At 54.9% G+C, this 22,976-nt stretch carries 20 protein-coding genes; 19 read left to right on the top strand and 1 reads right to left on the bottom strand.

Annotation, left to right across the window (positions count from 1 at the left end; translation table 11 throughout):
• Positions 1–41: 41 nt before the first annotated feature.
• Positions 42–128, bottom strand: a complete 87-nt coding sequence (gene leuL, locus IM317_RS24265) for a leu operon leader peptide (protein ID WP_071786497.1) — start codon at positions 126–128, stop codon at positions 42–44.
• Between the two features lie 605 nt (positions 129–733).
• Between leuL and leuO the strand changes: the two genes are divergently transcribed.
• The 19 genes from leuO to ftsZ all read left to right on the top strand — a co-directional run bounded on the left by leuO (position 734) and on the right by ftsZ (position 22,894).
• Complete coding sequence (leuO, locus tag IM317_RS11970; protein ID WP_033144625.1) at positions 734–1,678, top strand: transcriptional regulator LeuO; 945 nt, start codon at positions 734–736, stop codon at positions 1,676–1,678.
• A 379-nt stretch (positions 1,679–2,057) separates the two neighbouring features.
• Positions 2,058–3,782, top strand: a complete 1,725-nt coding sequence (gene ilvI, locus IM317_RS11965) for an acetolactate synthase 3 large subunit (protein ID WP_033144626.1) — start codon at positions 2,058–2,060, stop codon at positions 3,780–3,782.
• 1 nt (position 3,783) lies between these two features.
• Positions 3,784–4,275: an acetolactate synthase small subunit gene (gene ilvN, locus IM317_RS11960; protein WP_023310389.1), complete on the top strand. Its 492-nt coding sequence runs from the start codon at positions 3,784–3,786 to the stop codon at positions 4,273–4,275.
• A 179-nt stretch (positions 4,276–4,454) separates the two neighbouring features.
• A complete protein-coding gene (cra, locus tag IM317_RS11955; RefSeq protein WP_008501993.1) occupies positions 4,455–5,462 on the top strand; it encodes a catabolite repressor/activator in 1,008 nt (335 codons plus the stop codon).
• A 599-nt stretch (positions 5,463–6,061) separates the two neighbouring features.
• A complete protein-coding gene (gene mraZ, locus IM317_RS11950; protein ID WP_021240528.1) occupies positions 6,062–6,520 on the top strand; it encodes a division/cell wall cluster transcriptional repressor MraZ in 459 nt (152 codons plus the stop codon).
• Positions 6,521–6,522: 2 nt separating this feature from the next.
• On the top strand, positions 6,523–7,464 hold the full coding sequence (rsmH, locus tag IM317_RS11945; protein ID WP_021240527.1) for a 16S rRNA (cytosine(1402)-N(4))-methyltransferase RsmH: 942 nt from the start codon (positions 6,523–6,525) through the stop codon (positions 7,462–7,464).
• The gene (ftsL, locus tag IM317_RS11940) at positions 7,461–7,826 is read left to right on the top strand and encodes a cell division protein FtsL (protein WP_008501989.1); all 366 of its coding nucleotides are present in this window, start codon (positions 7,461–7,463) and stop codon (positions 7,824–7,826) included. The genes rsmH and ftsL overlap by 4 nt, the downstream gene beginning before the upstream one ends.
• A 15-nt stretch (positions 7,827–7,841) precedes the next feature.
• Positions 7,842–9,608 (top strand): peptidoglycan glycosyltransferase FtsI, encoded by a 1,767-nt coding sequence (locus IM317_RS11935; protein WP_033144627.1) that lies wholly within the window; start codon positions 7,842–7,844, stop codon positions 9,606–9,608.
• The gene (gene murE, locus IM317_RS11930; protein WP_033144628.1) at positions 9,595–11,082 is read left to right on the top strand and encodes a UDP-N-acetylmuramoyl-L-alanyl-D-glutamate--2,6-diaminopimelate ligase; all 1,488 of its coding nucleotides are present in this window, start codon (positions 9,595–9,597) and stop codon (positions 11,080–11,082) included. Before IM317_RS11935 ends, murE begins: the two co-directional genes overlap by 14 nt.
• Entirely contained in the window at positions 11,079–12,437 is a 1,359-nt protein-coding gene (gene murF, locus IM317_RS11925) for a UDP-N-acetylmuramoyl-tripeptide--D-alanyl-D-alanine ligase (RefSeq protein WP_033144629.1), read from the top strand. The genes murE and murF overlap by 4 nt, the downstream gene beginning before the upstream one ends.
• The gene (gene mraY / locus IM317_RS11920; RefSeq protein ID WP_008501985.1) at positions 12,431–13,513 is read left to right on the top strand and encodes a phospho-N-acetylmuramoyl-pentapeptide-transferase; all 1,083 of its coding nucleotides are present in this window, start codon (positions 12,431–12,433) and stop codon (positions 13,511–13,513) included. The genes murF and mraY overlap by 7 nt, the downstream gene beginning before the upstream one ends.
• A 2-nt stretch (positions 13,514–13,515) precedes the next feature.
• Entirely contained in the window at positions 13,516–14,832 is a 1,317-nt protein-coding gene (murD, locus tag IM317_RS11915; RefSeq protein ID WP_033144630.1) for a UDP-N-acetylmuramoyl-L-alanine--D-glutamate ligase, read from the top strand.
• Positions 14,832–16,076 (top strand): cell division protein FtsW, encoded by a 1,245-nt coding sequence (gene ftsW / locus IM317_RS11910; protein ID WP_023310395.1) that lies wholly within the window; start codon positions 14,832–14,834, stop codon positions 16,074–16,076. The genes murD and ftsW overlap by 1 nt, the downstream gene beginning before the upstream one ends.
• Complete coding sequence (gene murG, locus IM317_RS11905) at positions 16,073–17,137, top strand: undecaprenyldiphospho-muramoylpentapeptide beta-N-acetylglucosaminyltransferase (protein ID WP_029741228.1); 1,065 nt, start codon at positions 16,073–16,075, stop codon at positions 17,135–17,137. The genes ftsW and murG overlap by 4 nt, the downstream gene beginning before the upstream one ends.
• Before the next feature lie 56 nt (positions 17,138–17,193).
• Entirely contained in the window at positions 17,194–18,669 is a 1,476-nt protein-coding gene (gene murC / locus IM317_RS11900; RefSeq protein WP_033144631.1) for a UDP-N-acetylmuramate--L-alanine ligase, read from the top strand.
• A complete protein-coding gene (locus IM317_RS11895) occupies positions 18,662–19,582 on the top strand; it encodes a D-alanine--D-alanine ligase (protein WP_033144632.1) in 921 nt (306 codons plus the stop codon). Before murC ends, IM317_RS11895 begins: the two co-directional genes overlap by 8 nt.
• Position 19,583: 1 nt before the next feature.
• Positions 19,584–20,426, top strand: a complete 843-nt coding sequence (gene ftsQ, locus IM317_RS11890; protein ID WP_023310399.1) for a cell division protein FtsQ — start codon at positions 19,584–19,586, stop codon at positions 20,424–20,426.
• Positions 20,423–21,679: a cell division protein FtsA gene (gene ftsA / locus IM317_RS11885; RefSeq protein WP_023334508.1), complete on the top strand. Its 1,257-nt coding sequence runs from the start codon at positions 20,423–20,425 to the stop codon at positions 21,677–21,679. The genes ftsQ and ftsA overlap by 4 nt, the downstream gene beginning before the upstream one ends.
• A gap of 63 nt (positions 21,680–21,742) precedes the next feature.
• Entirely contained in the window at positions 21,743–22,894 is a 1,152-nt protein-coding gene (gene ftsZ / locus IM317_RS11880) for a cell division protein FtsZ (RefSeq protein WP_008501978.1), read from the top strand.
• The last annotated feature ends 82 nt before the right edge of the window (positions 22,895–22,976 follow it).

Raw genomic sequence — 22,976 nt, 5'->3', positions numbered from 1 at the left:
CCCGCGCAGTGGCGCGGGTTTCTAGTCTTACTGGTGACGATTCAACGCTGAATTTCGCCCGCCAGTCTACCGCGCACAGTGGATGCGTTTAGTAGTAGTAGACCGGTGAAACGAATGGTGCGTGTCATGAATCGTGCTCCGTTAAATTCAATATGCTTTTAGTGGTACTGGATACGGTTGTTCATGTCAACCCCTGAGGATGAAAACGGGCCCGACAGACGGAATCAACAGGGTATTCACTTTAGCTAATTGTGCTGGTTTTAGCTTTTTTTACCCGATTAATTGTCTAATTTTGGACTTGAGAAAAGAGTTGCAGAAACCAATAAATATAAATGTTTAAAAATGAGTGAAATGTTTTATGAGGATGCTTTGTGTTTAAATAGTTTTGATATCATAAACTTATAAATGCAGTGAATCTTTTCCGGAATGCTGGAAAGCGAATAGAGATAACAGGTTGTTAACTAACTGTAGGGCGATAGTAATAACAGTTTAATAATACTTAAGCCATCATTAACCTGACGGCAATTGTATATTGGTTTGATTTATGGTTTCATTTAAATCCTAAAGTCAAACATATCAGTTTTGTTCATTAATTTTCGTTAATATACAGTCTTTATTTATTCCGAATTTTAAATAATTCTCTTTCGCTGATCGTATTTGCATGATAAATGATATTTTTCAGGATTATTACCGTACGTTGGCAAAGGGGTGTAGCGTGACAGTGGAGTCAGAAGTGCCAGAAAATAATATTAAACAACCTCAAGCTACTGATGGGATTAAACCGCAGTTACGCACGGTGGATCTGAATCTTCTGACGGTGTTTGATGCTGTCATGCAGGAACAGAATATCACCCGCGCTGCCCAAAGCTTGGGGATGTCACAACCTGCCGTGAGTAATGCCGTTGCCAGGCTTAAGCTTATGTTTAACGACGAATTATTTGTTCGCTACGGGAGGGGGATCCAGCCTACGGCGCGCGCATTCCAGCTGTTTGGCTCCATTCGTCAGGCGTTGCAACTGGTCCAAAATGAGCTGCCGGGATCGGGCTTTGAACCCTTAAGCAGCGAGCGCGTATTCCATCTTTGTGTCTGTAGCCCTTTAGATAATTATTTAACGTCGATTATCTATAATAAAGTTGAAGAGATCGCACCCAATATCAATCTTGTTTTTAAATCATCCCTGAATCAAAACACAGAACATCAGTTACGCTATCAGGAGATCGAATTCGTTCTGGGGTATGAAGAGTTCCGTCGTCCGGAATTTTCCTGCGTGCCGCTGTTTAAAGATGAAATGGTTTTGGTCGCCAGTAAAAAACACCCGCGCCTGAATTCTCCGCTGCGAGAAAACGATGTTTATAACGAGCAGCACGCCGTTGTTGCGCTCGACAGATATGCTTCCTTTAGCCTGCCGTGGTATGACACTGCGGATAAACAGGCGAGCGTGGCTTATCAGGGCATGGCCATGGTCAGCGTATTAAACGTGGTTTCTCAGACACAGCTGGTGGCAATTGCGCCGCGCTGGCTGGCAGAAGAGTTTTCTGACCCTTTAAATCTGCAAATTTTGCCTCTGCCGCTCAAGCTAAATAGCCGTACCTGTTATCTTTCCTGGCATGAAGCAGCGGGCCGGGATAAAGGACATCAGTGGATGGAAGAGTTGCTGGTTGGCATCTGTCGCCGGTAAACGCATCAGGATAAATCGCATCGGTTTATGTGATTTATCCTGAGTTTTTTTAGATAACTGCTATTTTCTTCTGTGATGATTTTTTTTGGCTGCTCTACGGCACGCAAAAATAGATGATTTCCTGCATTGTCGCGCTTTTCAGCGATGATTTATCACCTCACTCTCTATTCCCAGATGAATTAACCATATCTTCTGTGAACGGCTGCTTTTTCTGCTTTACGCACCGTTTATCTCCCCGGGTTTGCTAATTGCCTGCCTCATAACGAGCGGTTAAGGTAAAGAACACTCTGCAAAATATAAGATTGGTTCATCCCAATCGTAAGACGGTGCGGAAATGAATTCGGCAGTCCGTCTATAACAAAATGCCTGGAGGCAAAGCATGGAGATGTTGTCTGGCGCGGAAATGGTCGTTCGGTCGCTGATCGATCAGGGCGTAAAGCAAGTGTTCGGCTACCCTGGCGGTGCGGTTCTCGATATTTATGATGCGCTGCATACGGTTGGGGGCATTGACCATGTTCTGGTACGTCACGAGCAGGCGGCGGTACACATGGCTGACGGCCTGGCACGTGCGACGGGTGAAGTGGGCGTGGTGTTAGTCACGTCTGGCCCCGGCGCGACAAACGCCATTACCGGGATTGCAACGGCCTATATGGACTCTATCCCGCTGGTGATCCTCTCCGGGCAGGTGGCAACCTCACTGATTGGCTACGATGCGTTTCAGGAGTGCGACATGGTTGGGATTTCGCGTCCCGTTGTGAAGCACAGCTTTCTGGTCAAGCAAACAGAAGACATTCCCGGCGTATTGAAAAAAGCCTTCTGGCTGGCGGCGAGCGGACGCCCGGGACCGGTGGTGGTCGATCTGCCTAAAGATATTCTCAATCCTGCAAACAAGCTGCCTTATGTCTGGCCGGAATCGGTCAGCATGCGCTCTTATAATCCCACAACGCAGGGGCATAAAGGTCAGATCAAGCGAGCGTTGCAAACGCTTCTGGCGGCCAAAAAACCGGTGGTCTATGTCGGTGGCGGGGCGATCAACTCTGCCTGTGAAGCCCAGCTTCGTGAACTGATTGAAAAGCTTAACCTTCCCGTTGCGTCGTCGCTGATGGGGCTGGGGGCGTTCCCTGCCACCCATCGTCAGGCGCTGGGGATGCTGGGTATGCACGGCACCTATGAAGCCAACATGACAATGCATCATTCCGATGTGATCTTTGCCGTCGGCGTGCGCTTTGACGATCGCACCACCAACAACCTGGCGAAGTATTGCCCGAACGCTACCGTGCTGCACATTGATATCGATCCAACGTCAATTTCAAAAACGGTGTCGGCTGATGTGCCGATCGTCGGTGATGCCCGGCAGGTTCTGGAGCAAATGCTGGATCTGCTGACCCAGGAGAGTGCAACCCAGCCGCTGGATGAGATCCGCGACTGGTGGCAGCAGATTGAACAGTGGCGCGCGCGTCAGTGCCTGAAATATGACACGCAAAGTGAAAATATTAAGCCGCAGGCGGTCATTGAAGCGGTGTGGCGACTGACGAAAGGTGAGGCGTACGTGACCTCAGACGTGGGGCAGCATCAGATGTTTGCCGCCCTGTATTACCCGTTTGATAAACCGCGACACTGGATCAACTCCGGTGGTTTAGGAACCATGGGCTTTGGTCTGCCTGCCGCGCTGGGCGTGAAGCTGGCGCTGCCGAATGAAACCGTCGTCTGCGTGACGGGGGACGGCAGTATTCAGATGAACATTCAGGAGCTGTCTACCGCGCTGCAATATGAACTGCCGGTACTGGTGCTGAACCTGAATAACGGGTATCTCGGTATGGTGAAGCAGTGGCAGGATATGATCTACTCTGGCCGCCACTCTCAGTCCTACATGAAATCGCTGCCGGATTTTGTTCGTCTTGCTGAAGCTTATGGTCATGTTGGCATGCGGGTGACCGATCCGGCTGAGCTGGAAACGAAGCTCGCGCAAGCGCTTGAGCACGTAAAAAACAACCGCCTCGTCTTTATGGATGTGATTGTTGATGGGACCGAGCACGTTTATCCGATGCATATTCGTGGTGGTGGTATGGATGAAATGTGGTTAAGCAAAACGGAGAGAACCTGATATGCGCCGGATATTATCTGTTTTACTGGAAAACGAGTCTGGCGCACTGTCGCGCGTCATTGGCCTTTTTGCCCAGCGCGGCTATAACATTGAAAGCCTGACCGTTGCCCCGACGGAAGACCCGACGCTGTCGCGTATGACGATCCAAACCGTCGGCGATGCCAAAGTGCTTGAGCAAATTGAAAAACAGCTGCATAAGCTGGTCGACGTACTGCGCGTGAGCGAGCTGGGGCAGGGGGCCTACGTTGAGCGTGAGGTCATGCTGGTGAAAATCCAGGCCAGCGGCTACGGGCGTGATGAAGTCAAACGCAATGCGGATATTTTCCGCGGACAAATTATCGACGTCACGCCTTCTCTTTATACTGTGCAGCTGGTCGGGACAAGCGACAAGCTGGATGCTTTCCTCGCGTCCGTGCGGGACGTTGCAAAAATTGTCGAGGTGGCGAGATCGGGTGTCGTAGGTCTGTCACGCGGCGAGAAAATCATGCGTTAGTTGTCAAAAAGGTTCGCCTCTTTCTGCCCGGTCACCAAAGCCGGGCTTTTTTTTGCGTAATCAGCCGACAACGCAGATAAAAGCGGTTGCCGCGAAGTCTTTTCTGCGTTTAGATGTTAAAAGTTTTAACCATAACCTTGACAGGGCCATGGACTCTTTTCTTTTTTTAAGGGGCAATTGTGAAACTGGATGAAATCGCCCGGCTAGCCGGCGTGTCACGAACAACGGCCAGCTATGTGATTAACGGTAAAGCAAAGCAGTACCGTGTCAGCGACAAGACCGTTGAAAAAGTTATGGCGGTGGTTCGTGAGCATAACTACCATCCGAATGCTGTCGCAGCCGGTCTGCGTGCCGGGCGTACCCGCTCTATTGGTCTGGTGATCCCTGACCTGGAAAACACCAGCTATACCCGTATCGCCAACTATCTTGAACGACAGGCGCGCCAGCGCGGCTATCAATTGCTGATTGCCTGCTCGGAAGACCAGCCCGACAACGAAATGCGTTGCATTGAGCATCTGCTCCAGCGCCAGGTGGATGCCATCATCGTGTCGACCTCTTTGCCGCCAGAGCATCCGTTCTACCAGCGCTGGGCGAACGACCCGTTCCCAATCGTTGCGCTGGACCGCGCGCTCGATCGCGAGCATTTCACCAGCGTCGTGGGTGCGGATCAGGATGATGCCGAAATGCTGGCCGCAGAGCTGAGAACGTTCCCCGCTGAAACAGTGCTGTATCTTGGCGCGTTGCCTGAGCTTTCCGTGAGCTTCCTGCGTGAGCAGGGATTCAGAACCGCCTGGAAAGACGATCCGCGCGAGGTTCACTACCTCTATGCCAACAGCTACGAACGCGAAGCCGCAGCGCAGCTGTTTGAGAAATGGCTGGAAACGCATCCGATGCCTCAGGCGCTGTTCACCACGTCATTTGCGCTGTTGCAGGGTGTCATGGATGTGACCTTACGTCGTGAAGGTAAACTGCCCTCCGACCTGGCGATTGCCACGTTCGGGGATAATGAGCTGCTCGACTTCCTGCAGTGCCCGGTGCTGGCGGTAGCACAGCGTCACCGCGATGTGGCTGAACGCGTGCTTGAGATTGTGCTGGCAAGCCTGGATGAGCCGCGCAAACCGAAGCCGGGTCTGACGCGTATCAAACGTAATCTCTACCATCGCGGAATTTTAAGCCGCCAAAAATGAAATGACCGGGGCGGAGAAATCTGCCCCATTTTGCTGTGATTATTCGTGCAGATAATTCCCGGAGAGAAATTAGGATAATTCTTGCGGGATCGTAATCGCCTATTTTTTTAATTCATTCTGGCTTTTAAATTGTCCTTTTAAAGAACATGCGGGCGATTTTAAACAGCTATCTTTGTATTATTTTGTTACAAACCCTCTTCGGTCGATGAATATTCAGACGTTTTTCCTCTTACTGCTTCAGCTTACGTGGCAACCTCCGCGCTTACCGGGCACCTGGATGAATCTGGCGCTGTTATCCCCTGAGAATCTGTCATAAAATGCTGCCCGCGTCGCAAACTGACACTTTATATTTATCTGCGATGATATTGAGTGAGCTTTAACGCTAGTGTGCATATTCGGTTTTTTTCTTACAAATATTCATAACGTTAATTTTGCCTCGCCAGTTGTGCAGTTATTAACCAGGACTGTTTATCTCTGTAAATAGAGGGCTTTCGGGTCCTTATAGGGAGAGTCCTGGCTTGACAAGCTTTTCCCTCGCTCCGTAAACTCCTTTAGGTGGGAATTTGTGGGTTAAAGTGGTGAGGAGGGGTGAGACTGGCATGTTCCGTGGAGCTACGTTAGTCAATCTCGACAGCAAAGGGCGTTTATCGGTACCAACCCGATACCGCGACCAGCTGATTGAGAACGCTGCGGGTCAAATGGTTTGCACCATTGACATTAACTCCCCCTGCCTGCTGCTTTACCCCTTGCCTGAATGGGAAATTATTGAGCAAAAGCTGTCGCGACTGTCGAGCATGAACCCGCAGGAACGCCGCGTGCAGCGGCTGTTATTGGGACATGCCAGTGAATGTCAGATGGATAACGCAGGGCGGTTACTGATTGCCCCTGTGTTGCGGCAACATGCCGGTCTGACCAAAGAAGTGATGCTGGTCGGGCAGTTCAACAAGTTTGAACTGTGGGATGAAACGACCTGGTATCAACAGGTCAAGGAAGATATCGACGCTGAGCAGTCTGATTCCGCAACATTATCGGAACGGCTGCAGGACTTGTCTCTATAAATATGATGGAAAATTATAAACACAAAACGGTGTTACTGGACGAGGCCGTAAACGGTCTGAATATTCGTCCGGATGGCATCTACATTGATGGCACGTTTGGTCGCGGTGGTCACTCGCGTTTGATTCTCTCCCAGCTTGGAGAGGAAGGACGTCTGCTGGCAATCGATCGCGATCCGCAGGCAATTGCCGTTGCACAAACCATCAATGACCCACGCTTTTCCATCGTGCATGGACCTTTCTCTGCGCTCGCGGATTATGTTGCCGAGCGTGGCCTGACGGGCAAGATCGACGGGATTCTTCTCGATCTTGGCGTCTCTTCACCCCAACTTGATGATGCTGAACGTGGTTTCTCCTTTATGCGTGATGGTCCGCTGGATATGCGTATGGACCCGACGCGCGGTCAGTCTGCCGCTGAGTGGTTACAGACCGCTGACGAAGCAGATATTGCATGGGTCATCAAAACGTTTGGCGAAGAGCGCTTTGGCAAACGTATTGCGCGCGCCATCGTTGAGCGCAATCGCATTGAGCCCATGACCCGCACCAAAGAGTTGGCCGAAGTGATCGCGGCGGCGACACCGGTGAAGGATAAGCACAAACATCCCGCGACCCGTACCTTCCAGGCGGTTCGCATCTGGGTAAACAGTGAACTGGAGGAAATAGAGCTGGCGCTAAAAAGCTCGCTCGACGTGCTGGCCCCGGGTGGGCGGTTATCCATCATCAGCTTCCATTCGCTGGAAGACCGTATTGTGAAACGCTTTATGCGTGAGCAAAGCCGCGGTCCACAGGTGCCAGCGGGGCTGCCGATGACGGAAGAACAACTCAGGAAACTGGGTGGCCGTCAGTTGCGAGCATTAGGCAAGTTGATGCCGGGCGAAGAAGAAGTGGCAGAGAATCCACGCGCCCGTAGTTCAGTGCTGCGTGTTGCAGAGAGGACGAACGCATGATCGGCAGAGTGACAGAGACCCTAAGCAAAGTTAAGGATTCGTTAGGAAGCAACGAGCGCCATGCCTTGCCTGGCGTGATCGGCGACGATCTTTTGCGGTTTGGGAAACTGCCACTCTGTCTGTTCATTTGCATCATTGTCACGGCAGTTACGGTGGTGACCACCGCCCACCATACACGTTTATTGACTGCGCAACGCGAGCAGATGGTACTGGAACGCGATGCGCTGGATATTGAATGGCGAAATCTGATCCTTGAAGAAAACGCGCTCGGCGATCACAGCCGGGTTGAACGGATCGCAACGGAAAAGCTGCAGCTGCAGCATGTTGATCCTTCGCAGGAAAATATCGTAGTACAAAAATAAGGGAAAACGCGACGCATGAAAGCAGCGGCAAAAACGCTAAAACCAAAACGTCAGGAAGAACAGGCCAACTTTGTCAGTTGGCGTTTTGCGTTGCTTTGCGGCTGCATTTTACTCGCTCTGGGTTTTCTGCTGGGACGCGTGGCCTGGCTGCAAATCATCGCCCCTGACATGCTGGTGCGTCAGGGCGACATGCGCTCCCTGCGCGTCCAGGAAGTGTCGACATCCCGCGGGATGATCACCGACCGTTCGGGTCGTCCGCTGGCGGTGAGCGTGCCGGTGAAGGCGATCTGGGCCGATCCGAAAGAGCTGCACGACGCTGGCGGGATCACGCTTGATAACCGCTGGAAGGCCCTTGCGGATGCGCTGAAGATGCCGCTGGACCAGTTAGCTTCACGCGTAAATACGAACCCGCGAGGGCGCTTTATCTATCTGGCGCGTCAGGTGAACCCTGACATGGCGGACTACATCAAAAAATTGAAGCTGCCTGGGATCCATCTCCGTGAAGAATCCCGTCGTTACTATCCATCCGGCGAAGTGACTGCTCACCTCATTGGCTTTACTAACGTTGATAGCCAGGGGATTGAAGGCGTTGAAAAAAGCTTTGATAAATGGCTCACCGGCCAGCCCGGCGAGCGTATTGTGCGTAAGGACCGCTATGGTCGCGTGATCGAGGATATTTCCTCTACGGACAGCCAGGCCGCACACAATCTGGCCCTGAGTATTGATGAGCGGTTACAGGCGCTGGTTTACCGCGAGCTGAACAATGCCGTGGCCTTCAACAAAGCGGAATCGGGCAGTGCCGTGTTAGTTGACGTCAACACGGGTGAAGTGCTGGCGATGGCCAATAGCCCGTCCTACAACCCTAACAATCTTACCGGTACGCAGAAGGATATTATGCGTAACCGTACCATCACCGACGTGTTCGAACCGGGTTCGACCGTTAAGCCGATGGTGGTCATGACTGCCCTTCAGCGCGGTATCGTCAACGAAAACACCGTCCTGAATACCATTCCATACCGAATTAACGGCCACGAGATCAAAGACGTGGCGCGCTACAGCGAATTGACCCTGACCGGGGTGTTACAGAAGTCGAGTAACGTCGGTGTTTCAAAGCTGGCGTTAGCGATGCCGTCCTCAGCGTTAGTAGAGACTTACTCACGTTTTGGACTTGGAAAGGCGACCAATTTGGGGTTGGTCGGAGAACGCAGTGGCTTATATCCTCAAAAACAACGGTGGTCTGACATAGAGAGGGCCACCTTCTCTTTCGGCTACGGGCTAATGGTGACACCGTTACAGTTAGCGCGAGTCTACGCAACGATCGGCAGCTATGGCGTTTATCGTCCGCTGTCGATTACCAAAGTTGATCCACCGGTTCCCGGCGAGCGTATCTTCCCGGAATCAACCGTCCGTACGGTTGTTCATATGATGGAAAGCGTGGCGTTGCCCGGCGGCGGCGGCGTGAAGGCGGCAATTAAAGGTTATCGCATCGCCATCAAGACCGGTACGGCGAAAAAAGTAGGGCCGGACGGCCGCTATATCAACAAATACATTGCCTATACCGCAGGCGTTGCGCCTGCAAGCAATCCGCGTTTTGCGCTGGTGGTCGTGATAAACGATCCGCAGGCGGGTAAATACTACGGCGGCGCCGTCTCCGCGCCTGTGTTCGGGGCTATCATGGGCGGCGTGTTACGCACCATGAACATCGAACCGGATGCGCTGGCGACGGGCGAAAAAAGTGAATTTGTAATTAATCAAGGCGAGGGTACAGGTGGCAGATCGTAATTTGCGCGACCTTCTCGCTCCGTGGGTGCCAAATGCACCGGAGCGAGCACTGCGAGAGATGGTACTGGACAGCCGCGTGGCTGCTTCTGGCGATCTTTTTGTGGCGGTGGTCGGTCATCAGGCGGACGGGCGTCGTTATATCCCGCAGGCGATTGCGCAAGGTGTGGCTGCCATTATTGCTGAGGCCAAAGATGAGGCAACCGACGGTGAGATCCGTGAAATGCACGGGGTGCCGGTCATCTATCTCAGCCAGTTAAACGAGCGTCTTTCCGCGCTCGCTGGACGTTTTTATCACGAACCTTCCGACCAGCTGCGCCTGGTAGGCGTCACGGGTACGAACGGTAAAACCACTACCACGCAGCTGATGGCGCAGTGGGCCCAGCTGCTGGGTGAAACCGGTGCGGTGATGGGTACCGTGGGTAACGGCCTGCTGGGCAAAGTGAGCCCGACGGAAAACACCACCGGCTCGGCCGTAGACGTACAGCATGTGCTTGCCGGTCTGGCAGGGCAGGGGGCAACCTTTGCTGCGATGGAAGTCTCTTCGCACGGTCTGGTTCAGCACCGCGTCGCGGCGCTGAAATTTGCCGCTTCCGTGTTTACCAACCTGAGCCGCGATCATCTTGATTATCACGGTGATATGGAGCATTACGAAGCCGCGAAATGGCTGCTGTTCTCTACTCACCATTACGGACAAGCCATCATCAACGCCGACGACGAAGTGGGCCGCCGCTGGCTGGCGAAGCTGCCGGATGCGGTTGCGGTGTCGATGGAAGACCATATCAATCCGAACTGCCACGGCCGCTGGCTGAAGGCGGTTGAGGTGAATTATCACGACAGCGGGGCGACAATCCGCTTTTCCTCTTCCTGGGGTGAAGGCGAAATTGAAAGCCGCCTGATGGGCGCCTTTAACGTCAGCAATCTTCTGCTGGCGCTGGCGACGCTGCTGGCGCTGGGTTATCCGATGGCTGAACTGCTGAAAACCTCAGCGCGTCTGCAGCCGGTTTGCGGCCGTATGGAAGTGTTCAGCGCGCCGGGCAAACCGACCGTTGTGGTTGATTATGCCCACACGCCGGATGCGCTGGAAAAAGCGCTGGAAGCGGCGCGCCTGCATTGCGCCGGTAAGCTCTGGTGCGTGTTTGGCTGCGGCGGCGATCGCGATAAAGGCAAACGCCCGCTGATGGGGGCTATTGCTGAGCAGTTCGCAGATATTCCGGTTGTGACCGATGACAACCCGCGTACTGAAGAGCCGCGCGCCATCATTAATGACATTCTGGCGGGCATGCTGGACGCGGGCCGCGCTCGCGTGGTGGAAGGGCGTGCGGAAGCCGTGACCAACACCATCATGCAGGCGCAGGAGAATGATGTTGTCCTGCTGGCGGGCAAAGGCCATGAAGATTATCAGATCGTTGGCAATCGCCGTCTGGACTACTCGGACCGCGTAACGGCAGCTCGTCTGCTGGGAGTCGTGGCATGATTAGCATCACGTTAAGCCAGGCCGCTGCCATCCTGCAGGGCGACCTGCGCGGGCAAGACCTGACCATTGATGCCGTGACGACGGACACCCGCAAAATCACCGCGGGCTGTCTGTTTGTGGCGCTGAAAGGCGAGCGTTTTGACGCGCATGATTTTGCGGAACAGGCCAAAGAGAACGGCGCCGGTGCGCTGCTCGTCAGCCGCAGGCTCGATATCGATCTGCCACAAATTGTGGTGAAAGATACGCGTCTCGCGTTCGGTGAGCTGGCCGCCTGGGTTCGCCAGCAGGTCCCTACGCGCGTTGTCGCCTTGACCGGTTCATCAGGCAAGACGTCGGTGAAAGAGATGACGGCGGCGATCCTCAGCCAGTGCGGGAATACGCTTTATACCGCGGGCAACCTCAATAATGACATCGGCGTGCCGATGACATTACTCCGCCTGACCAAAGAACATGAATTTGCGGTGATCGAGTTAGGGGCAAACCACCAGGGCGAAATCGCCTGGACCGTGAGCCTGACTCGCCCGGAAGCCGCGCTGGTGAATAACCTCGCGGCGGCGCATCTGGAAGGCTTTGGCTCGCTGGAAGGCGTAGCGAAAGCCAAAGGTGAGATTTACACCGGTCTGCCGGATGACGGTATCGCCATCCTGAACGCCGACAACAACGACTGGCTGAACTGGCAGAGCATCATTGGTTCGCGTAAAACCTGGCGCTTCTCGCCGAATGCGGCCAACAGTGATTTTACCGCGACCAATATCCACGTGACGTCGCACGGTACGGAGTTCACCCTCACCACCCCAACGGGTGGCGTCGATGTGCTGCTGCCGCTGCCGGGTCGCCATAATATCGCCAATGCGCTTGCGGCGGCGGCGTTGTCGACGGCAGTGGGCGCGTCGCATGAAGCGATTAAAACCGGGCTGGCGAACCTGAAAGCCGTGCCGGGGCGTCTGTTCCCGATTCAGCTTTCGGAAAACAAGCTGCTGCTTGATGACTCCTACAACGCGAACGTGGGCTCGATGACGGCGGCGGTGCAGGTGTTATCTGAAATGCCGGGCTACCGCATCATGGTGGTGGGCGATATGGCAGAGCTGGGCGACGAAAGCGAAGCCTGCCATACCCAGGTCGGTGAAGCGGCGAAAGCTGCAGGGCTGGACTGCGTGCTGAGCGCAGGAAAACTGAGCCAGGCGATTAGCCAAGCCAGCGGCGTTGGCGAGCATTTTGCTGATAAAACCGCGTTGATAGCGCGCCTTAAGGCGTTGATTACAGAAAAACAAATTGTGACTGTGTTAGTGAAAGGTTCACGTAGTGCCGCCATGGAAGAGGTTGTGCACGCATTACAGGAGAACGGGACATGTTAGTTTGGCTGGCCGAACATTTGGTCAAATATTATTCAGGCTTTAACGTCTTTTCGTATCTGACGTTTCGCGCCATCGTCAGCCTGCTGACTGCGCTGTTCATCTCGTTGTGGATGGGCCCGCGCATGATTGCCCGTCTGCAAAAACTCTCTTTCGGCCAGGTTGTGCGTAACGACGGTCCGGAATCGCACTTCAGCAAGCGCGGCACGCCGACCATGGGCGGGATCATGATCCTGACCGCCATCGTAGTTTCCGTGTTGCTGTGGGCCTATCCCTCCAACCCGTACGTCTGGTGCGTTCTGACGGTACTGGTGGGTTATGGGATCATCGGTTTTGTGGATGATTACCGCAAAGTCGTTCGCAAAGATACTAAAGGCCTGATTGCGCGCTGGAAATATTTCTGGATGTCGGTGATCGCGCTGGGCGTGGCCTTCGCGCTGTATCTGGCCGGGAAAGATACGCCAGCCACCGAGCTGGTCGTGCCGTTCTTTAAAGACGTGATGCCGCAGCTGGGGCTGTTCTACATCCTTCTGGCCTACTTTGTGATTGTCGGTACCGGCAACGCAGTTAACCTGACCGACGGTCTGGATGGCCTGGCCATTATGCCAACCGTCTTTGTGGCCGCCGGTTTTGCGCTGGTGGCGTGGGCGACCGGTAACATGAACTTTGCGAACTACCTGCACATCCCTTATTTGCGCCACGCGGGTGAGCTGGTGATCGTCTGTACGGCGATTGTCGGCGCGGGGCTGGGCTTCCTGTGGTTCAACACCTATCCGGCGCAGGTCTTTATGGGTGACGTCGGTTCTCTGGCTTTGGGCGGTGCGCTCGGCATTATCGCCGTACTGCTGCGTCAGGAGTTCCTGCTGGTGATCATGGGCGGCGTGTTTGTGGTTGAAACCCTGTCGGTGATTTTGCAGGTCGGTTCCTTCAAGCTGCGCGGTCAGCGCATCTTCCGTATGGCGCCGATTCACCACCACTATGAACTGAAAGGCTGGCCGGAGCCGCGCGTGATTGTGCGCTTCTGGATTATTTCGCTGATGCTGGTGCTGATTGGCCTGGCAACGCTGAAGGTACGTTAATCATGGCAGATTACCAGGGCAAAAAAGTCGTTATCATCGGGTTGGGCCTCACGGGGCTCTCCTGCGTGGACTTTTTCCTCGCACGCGGCGTGACGCCACGCGTGATGGATACGCGTGTCTCTCCGCCGGGTCTGGACAAACTGCCGGAACAGGTTGAACGCCACCTTGGTGGTCTGAATGATGACTGGCTGCTGGCAGCCGATCTGATTGTCGCAAGCCCAGGTATGGCGCTGGCGCATCCTTCGCTGAGCGCTGCTGCGGATGCGGGCGTTGAGATTGTCGGCGATATCGAGCTGTTCTGCCGCGAAGCGCAGGCGCCTGTTATCGCCATTACCGGTTCTAACGGTAAAAGCACCGTCACCACCCTGGTGGGGGAAATGGCGAAAGCGGCGGGCATGAATGTCGGCGTTGGCGGTAACATTGGTTTACCCGCTCTGATGCTGCTGGACAAAGGCTGCGAGCTGTATGTTCTCGAGCTTTCCAGCTTCCAGCTGGAAACCACCTCCAGCCTGCACGCTGCGGCCGCGACGATCCTCAACGTGACTGAAGATCATATGGATCGGTATCCATTTGGTCTGCAGCAGTACCGTGCCGCCAAGCTGCGCGTTTATGAAAATGCCAAAGTCTGCGTTGTTAACGCCGATGACGCGCTGACCATGCCCGTACGCGGTGCAGACGATCGCTGTATCAGCTTCGGTATCACGATGGGGGATTACCACCTGAACCGTCAGCTGGGCGAAACCTGGCTGCGCGTGAAGGGTGAGAAAGTGCTGAACGTGAAAGAGATGAAGCTCACTGGTCAGCACAACTATACCAATGCCCTGGCAGCGCTGGCGCTGGCGGATGCAGTAGGGCTGCCGCGCTCCTCCAGCCTGAAAGCGTTAACCACGTTTTCTGGCCTGGCGCACCGTTTCCAGCTGGCGCTGGAGCACAACGGCGTGCGCTGGATCAACGACTCCAAAGCCACCAACGTCGGAAGCACGGAGGCCGCGCTGAACGGTCTGCACGTTGACGGCACCCTGCATTTACTGCTGGGCGGCGACGGTAAATCAGCTGATTTCTCCTCACTGAAGCCGTATCTCGCCGGAGATAACATCCGCCTGTACTGCTTCGGGCGTGACGGCAGCGAGCTGGCTGAACTGCGCCCTGAGGTTGCCGAGCAAACCGAAACCATGGAACAGGCGATGCGGCTGATTGCCCCTCGCGTGAAGCCAGGCGATATGGTGCTGCTCTCTCCGGCCTGTGCCAGCCTCGATCAATTCAAGAATTTCGAACAGCGTGGTGATGTCTTTACCCGCCTGGCGAAGGAGTTAGGCTAATGCGTTTATCTCTCCCTCGCCTGAAAATGCCGCGCCTGCCAGGATTTGGGATCCTGGCATGGGTATTTGCGGCGCTCAAAGGCTGGGTGATGGGCTCTCGTCAAAAAGATAACGACAGCCTGGTCATGTACGATCGCACGCTGTTCTGGCTCACTATGGGGCTGGCGGCGGTCGGCTTCATTATGGTGACGTCAGCCTCAATGCCCGTCGGGCAGCGTCTGGCGAACGATCCTTTCCTGTTTGCCAAGCGTGATGGTCTTTACATCATCCTGGCGTTCTGCCTGGCGCTGGTGACCTTGCGCCTGCCGATGGAGTTCTGGCAGCGCCACAGTACGGCGATGCTGATCGCCTCGATTATTATGCTGCTGATCGTACTGGTGGTGGGGAGCTCTGTTAACGGGGCATCGCGCTGGATCGCCTTTGGCCCGCTGCGCATTCAGCCTGCGGAATTTACCAAGCTCTCCCTGTTCTGCTATCTGGCTAACTACCTGGTGCGTAAGGTTGATGAAGTGCGTAACAACCTGCGCGGCTTCTTAAAACCGATGGGCGTGATTCTGGTGCTGGCGGTATTACTGCTGGCGCAGCCTGACCTCGGTACCGTTGTCGTGCTGTTCGTTACCACTCTGGCCATGCTGTTCCTGGCGGGCGCGAAGCTGTGGCAGTTCATCGCTATCATCGGGATGGGTATTTCGGCGGTTGTGCTGCTGATCCTCGCCGAGCCTTACCGTATTCGCCGTGTTACCTCGTTCTGGAACCCGTGGGAAGATCCCTTCGGCAGCGGTTATCAGCTGACGCAGTCGCTGATGGCCTTTGGTCGCGGTGAAGTCTGGGGGCAGGGGCTGGGTAACTCGGTACAGAAACTGGAGTATTTACCGGAAGCGCATACTGACTTCATCTTCTCCATTATTGCGGAAGAACTGGGTTATATCGGTGTGGTATTAGCGCTATTAATGGTATTCTTCGTCGCTTTCCGCGCCATGTCTATCGGCCGGAAAGCGCTGGAGATCGATCACCGCTTCTCAGGATTCTTAGCCTGTTCAATTGGTATCTGGTTTAGCTTCCAGGCATTGGTTAACGTCGGGGCCGCAGCGGGTATGCTGCCGACCAAAGGTCTGACGTTGCCGTTGATCAGTTATGGTGGTTCGAGTCTGTTGATTATGTCGACGGCCATCATGTTTTTGTTGCGTATAGATTATGAAACGCGTCTGGAAAAAGCCCAGGCGTTTACACGAGGTTCACGATGAATCAACCGAAGCGGTTAATGGTGATGGCAGGCGGTACCGGTGGACACGTGTTCCCGGGGCTGGCGGTTGCGCACCATTTAATGGATCAGGGCTGGCAGGTACGCTGGCTGGGAACCGCAGACCGCATGGAAGCCGATCTGGTACCGAAGCACGGTATTGAGATCGACTTTATTCGTATTTCCGGCCTTCGGGGCAAAGGCCTCAAGGCAATGCTGCTGGCACCTGTGCGTATTTTTAACGCCTGGCGCCAGGCGCGCACCATCATGAAGCGCTTTAAGCCAGATGTGGTGCTGGGCATGGGCGGCTATGTCTCTGGTCCTGGCGGGCTGGCGGCGTGGTCCTTAGGCATTCCCGTTGTGCTGCATGAACAGAACGGTATTGCCGGTCTGACCAACAAGTGGCTGGCGAAAATCGCTACCAAAGTTATGCAGGCGTTTCCCGGTGCGTTCCCGAAAGCGGACGTGGTGGGTAACCCGGTGCGTGTGGACGTGCTGGCGCTCCCGCTGCCGGACGCTCGCCTGACGGGCCGTGAAGGGCCGGTTCGTGTACTGGTCGTCGGCGGCTCTCAGGGGGCGCGTGTTCTAAACCAGACGATGCCGCAGGTTGCCGCAAAGCTGGGGGATACCGTGACCATCTGGCACCAGAGCGGAAAAGGCGCTCAGCAGACCGTTGAGCAAGCTTACGCAGACGAAGGCCAGCCGCAGCATAAAGTCACAGAATTTATCGACGACATGGCGGCAGCGTATGCCTGGGCCGATGTCGTGGTCTGTCGTTCAGGCGCGCTGACGGTGAGCGAGATCGCCGCCGCCGGTCTGCCGGCCCTTTTTGTGCCGTTCCAGCACAAAGACAGACAGCAGTACTGGAATGCGCTGCCGCTTGAGAAAGCCGGTGCCGCGAAGATATTTGAACAGCCACAATTTACCGCCGACGCGGTCGCCACCACCCTGGCGGGCTGGAACAGAGACGCACTGCTGGAGATGGCGCAACGCGCACGCGCGGCCGCTATCCCTGATGCGACGGAACGGGTGGCAAAAGAAGTGAGCCTGGCAGCCCAGGCTTAACCCTCGCAGCGCGTGTTGCGCTGCACGAATTTTAAGTAGTCGATGGCGTTTAGAGAATGAATACACAACAACTGGCAAAACTGCGTTCAATCGTGCCCGAGATGCGTCGCGTCCGGCACATTCACTTTGTTGGCATCGGTGGTGCTGGCATGGGCGGTATTGCCGAAGTGTTAGCTAACGAAGGCTATCAGATCAGCGGGTCTGACCTGGCGCCAAACCCTGTTACGCAGCAGCTGGCGTCGCTTGGGGCGACTATCTATTTCAACCATCGTCCGGAAAATGTGCGCGATGCGAGCGTGGTGGTGGTCTCCAGCGCCATCTCCTCTGACAACCCGGAAATCGTTGCCGCGCACGAAGCGCGCATTCCGGTGATCCGCCGTGCAGAAATGCTGGCGGAACTGATGCGTTTCCGTCACGGCATCGCCATTGCCGGGACCCACGGTAAAACCACGACCACGGCGATGGTCTCCAGTATTTATGCGGAAGCGGGTCTCGACCCGACGTTCGTCAACGGCGGTCTGGTCAAAGCCGCAGGCGTACACGCGCGTCTGGGCCACAGTCGTTATCTGATTGCCGAAGCGGATGAGAGCGACGCGTCGTTCCTGCACCTGCAGCCGATGGTGGCGATTGTCACTAACATCGAAGCTGACCATATGGATACCTACCAGGGCGACTTCGAGAACTTAAAGCAGACCTTCATCAACTTCCTGCACAACCTGCCATTCTATGGACGCGCGGTGATGTGCGTAGACGATCCGGTGATCCGCGAGCTGCTGCCGCGCGTGGGTCGTCAAATCACCACTTACGGCTTCAGCGAAGACGCTGACGTCCGCGTGGAAGAGTACAAACAGATCGGTGCGCAGGGGCACTTCACGCTGGCGCGTCAGGACAAAGAGCTGCTGCACGTCACGCTGAATGCGCCAGGTCGCCATAACGCCCTCAATGCCGCAGCGGCTGTGGCCGTCGCGACGGAAGAAGGCATTGATGATGATGCCATTCTGCGCGCGCTGGAAAGCTTCCAGGGCACCGGCCGTCGCTTCGACTTCCTCGGTGAATTCCCGCTGGACGCCGTGAACGGTAAAGCCGGCACTGCGATGCTGGTGGACGACTATGGCCACCATCCGACCGAAGTCGACGCCACCATTAAAGCCGCACGCGCAGGCTGGCCGGACAAAAATCTGGTGATGGTCTTCCAGCCGCACCGCTTCACGCGTACGCGCGATCTGTACGACGATTTCGCCAGCGTCCTGTCACAGGTAGACACCCTGTTAATGCTGGACGTGTACGCCGCAGGCGAGACGCCGATTCCGGGGGCCGACAGCCGCTCTCTGTGTCGTACCATCCGTGGACGCGGTAAAGTTGACCCTATTCTGGTTTCTGACCCTGCACAGGTGGCGGAAATTCTGGCACCGGTTCTGACAGGTAACGATTTGATTCTGATTCAGGGCGCGGGAAATATTGGCAAAATCGCCCGTACCTTAGCTGAAATCAAACTGAAGCCGCAAACCCAGGAGGATGAGCATCATGGCTGATAAGATTGCTGTCCTGTCTGGCGGTACCTCCGCCGAGCGCGAGGTTTCCCTGAATTCCGGCGCGGCTGTGCTGGCGGGACTGCGCGAAGGTGGCGTCAATGCGCACCTGGTCGACCCAAAAGAGGTCGACGTGACGCAATTAAAAGCCATGGGCTTCGATAAAGTCTTTATCGCTTTGCATGGTCGCGGCGGCGAAGACGGCACCCTGCAGGGGCTTCTGGATTTGATCGGCATGCCGTACACCGGCAGCGGCGTGATGGCCTCCGCTATCTCTATGGATAAACTGCGCAGCAAGCTTCTGTGGCAGGGCGCGGGGTTACCCGTTGCGCCATGGGTTGCGCTGACGCGTCGCGAATTTGAATTGGGCCTGCCGGATAGCGTTAATGCACGCATTGCTGAGCTGGGCTTACCGGTTATTGTAAAGCCCAGCCGGGAAGGCTCCAGCGTGGGAATGTCCAAAGTCGACAAAGCTGAAGATCTTTCGTCCGCTTTAGCACTGGCATTTCAACATGATGAAGAAGTTCTGATTGAAAAATGGCTCAGCGGGCCGGAATTTACCGTCGCGATGCTTGGCGAAGAAATTTTACCGTCAATTCGTATCCAACCGGCCGGAACCTTCTATGATTATGAGGCGAAGTATCTCTCTGATGAGACGCAATATTTCTGCCCTTGTGGTCTTGAAGCTGAGCGTGAAGCAGATTTACAGTCCCTGGTGCTTAAAGCCTGGCATATTCTGGGTTGTCAGGGCTGGGGACGCATCGACGTGATGCAGGGCAGTGACGGACAATTTTATCTGCTGGAAGCGAATACCTCTCCGGGAATGACCAGCCACAGCCTTGTGCCGATGGCCGCGCGTCAGGCGGGGATGAGCTTCTCGCAGTTAGTCGTACGCATTCTGGACCAGGCGGGCTGATATGTCTCAGGCTGCATTGAACACGCGCAACCGCGATGACGAGGACGAATACGCCTCCTCACGCCGCAGTAATGGAACGCGTCTTGCAGGCATCATTTTCCTGCTCGGGGTGCTGTGCACCGTGTTTATCAGCGGCTGGATGGTCCTGGGCTGGATGGAAGATGCGCAGCGGTTGCCGCTTTCTAAGCTGGTGGTCACCGGTGAGCGTCACTACACGCGTAACGACGATATTCGCCAGTCAATTCTGGCGCTGGGCTCGCCTGGCACCTTTATGACGCAGGACGTCAACATTATCCAGAGCCAGATAGAACGTCTGCCATGGATAAAACAGGCGAGCGTAAGAAAGCAATGGCCTGATGAATTGAAGATTCATCTGGTTGAATATGTGCCCATTGCGCGTTGGAATGATCAGCACATGGTTGACGCAGACGGAAACTCCTTCAGCGTCCCGGCCGATCGTGTCAACAAGCAAAATTTACCGATGTTGTATGGCCCGGAAGGTAGCGAAAACGAGGTGTTACAAGGTTTTCGCGAAATGGGTCAGGTGCTGGCGAAGGACAGGTTTACGTTAAAAGATGCTGCCATGACGGCGCGCCGTTCCTGGCAGCTGACGTTAACGAACGGCATTAAGCTCAACCTGGGACGCGGCGACACAATGAAGCGTCTGGCGCGTTTTGTCGAACTTTACCCGGTTTTACAGCAGCAGGCACAGACTGACGGCAAACGGATAAGCTACGTTGATTTGCGCTATGACTCAGGCGCAGCAGTCGGTTGGGTACCGGCTCCGGTCGAGGAACCTAATCAGCAACAGAATCAGGCACAGGTACAGGCAGAACAACAATGATCAAGGCGACGGACAGAAAACTGGTAGTTGGACTGGAGATTGGCACCGCGAAGGTTGCCGCTTTAGTAGGGGAAGTTCTGCCCGACGGTATGGTCAATATCATTGGCGTAGGCAGTTGCCCGTCCCGTGGTATGGATAAAGGTGGGGTAAACGATCTTGAATCGGTGGTGAAATGCGTTCAGCGCGCCATCGATCAGGCTGAACTGATGGCAGATTGCCAGATTTCTTCTGTCTATCTGGCCCTTTCTGGTAAGCACATTAGCTGCCAGAACGAAATCGGTATGGTGCCGATTTCCGAAGAAGAAGTGACGCAGGAAGACGTTGAAAACGTTGTGCACACGGCGAAATCCGTCCGTGTCCGCGACGAACATCGCGTGCTGCATGTCATTCCACAGGAATATGCAATTGACTACCAGGAAGGGATCAAGAACCCGGTCGGTCTTTCTGGCGTACGTATGCAGGCAAAAGTGCACCTGATCACATGTCACAACGATATGGCGAAGAACATTGTAAAAGCCGTTGAACGTTGTGGCCTGAAAGTTGACCAACTTATTTTCGCGGGTCTGGCGGCAAGTTATTCCGTGCTGACCGAAGATGAACGTGAACTGGGTGTCTGTGTGGTCGATATTGGTGGTGGTACAATGGATATCGCCGTGTATACCGGCGGTGCGTTGCGCCACACGAAAGTGATCCCTTATGCCGGGAACGTTGTGACCAGCGATATTGCTTACGCTTTTGGTACGCCGCCGAGCGATGCAGAAGCGATTAAAGTGCGCCACGGCTGTGCGCTGGGGTCTATCGTTGGCAAAGATGAGAGCGTTGAAGTGCCGAGCGTCGGTGGTCGTCCACCGCGTAGCCTGCAGCGCCAGACGTTGGCAGAGGTCATTGAGCCGCGCTATACCGAGCTGCTCAACCTGGTCAACGAAGAGATTTTACAGTTACAGGAACAGCTTCGTCAGCAGGGCGTTAAACATCATCTTGCGGCGGGGATTGTATTAACCGGCGGTGCAGCGCAAATTGAAGGTCTTGCGGCCTGTGCTCAGCGCGTATTCCATACGCAGGTGCGTATTGGTGCGCCGCTGAATATCACCGGTTTAACGGATTATGCTCAGGAGCCGTATTATTCAACGGCTGTGGGCCTGCTCCACTACGGGAAGGAATCTCATCTCAGTGGTGAAGCAGAAGTGGAAAAACGCGTCTCAGTGGGGTCGTGGGTCAAACGACTGAACAACTGGTTGCGAAAAGAGTTTTAATTTTTTTAAGAGACCGTAGAGAATTAGCGGTCTCGGGCGACAGGCACAACGGAGAGAGAAATTATGTTTGAACCTATGGAACTGACCAACGACGCGGTGATTAAAGTCATCGGCGTCGGTGGCGGCGGCGGTAACGCCGTAGAGCATATGGTGCGTGAACGCATTGAAGGTGTTGAATTCTTCGCAGTTAACACCGATGCGCAGGCACTGCGTAAGACGGCTGTAGGCCAGACTATCCAGATCGGCGGTGGTATCACCAAAGGGCTGGGAGCAGGGGCTAACCCGGAAGTCGGTCGCAATGCGGCTGAAGAAGATCGTGAAGCGCTGCGCGCTGCACTGGAAGGTGCGGACATGGTCTTCATCGCAGCAGGTATGGGTGGCGGTACCGGTACCGGCGCAGCACCTGTTGTGGCTGAAGTGGCAAAAGATTTAGGTATCCTGACCGTTGCTGTCGTGACCAAGCCTTTCAATTTTGAAGGCAAGAAGCGTATGGCCTTCGCGGAGCAGGGTATCACCGAGCTGTCCAAGCATGTGGACTCGCTGATCACCATCCCGAACGACAAGCTGTTGAAAGTTCTGGGTCGCGGTATTTCCCTGCTGGACGCATTCGGTGCAGCAAACGACGTGCTGAAAGGCGCGGTTCAGGGGATCGCTGAACTGATTACCCGTCCTGGCCTGATGAACGTTGACTTTGCAGACGTTCGCACCGTTATGTCCGAAATGGGCTACGCGATGATGGGCTCTGGCGTGGCGAGCGGTGAAGACCGTGCTGAAGAAGCGGCTGAAATGGCTATCTCTTCTCCACTGCTGGAAGATATCGATCTGTCTGGTGCGCGCGGCGTGCTGGTCAACATTACCGCTGGCTTTGACCTGCGTCTGGATGAGTTCGAAACCGTGGGGAACACCATCCGTGCGTTCGCCTCTGACAACGCTACCGTGGTAATCGGTACTTCCCTTGACCCTGAAATGAACGACGAGCTGCGTGTTACCGTTGTTGCGACCGGTATCGGTATGGACAAGCGTCCTGAGATCACCCTGGTGACCAACAAGCAGACTCAGCAACCGGTAATGGATCGTTACCAGCAGCACGGTATGTCTCCTCTGACTCAGGAGCAGAAACCGGCCGCGAAAGTGGTGAACGACCCAACGCCGCAAACGGCGAAAGAGCCAGATTATCTGGATATCCCGGCGTTCCTGCGTAAGCAAGCTGACTAAGAATTGGCTGGAATTAGGGGATTTGCGCTCTTTGTGCTAAACTGGCCCACCGTTAGTGATATACACTCTCGGTTGGATAGTT

Source organism: Enterobacter cloacae complex sp. S3, assembly GCF_014930495.1.
GTDB lineage: Bacteria > Pseudomonadota > Gammaproteobacteria > Enterobacterales > Enterobacteriaceae > Enterobacter > Enterobacter asburiae_B.
The sequence above is the reverse complement of the archived record's forward strand: the minus strand, read 5'-3'. Positions and strand labels throughout refer to the sequence as shown.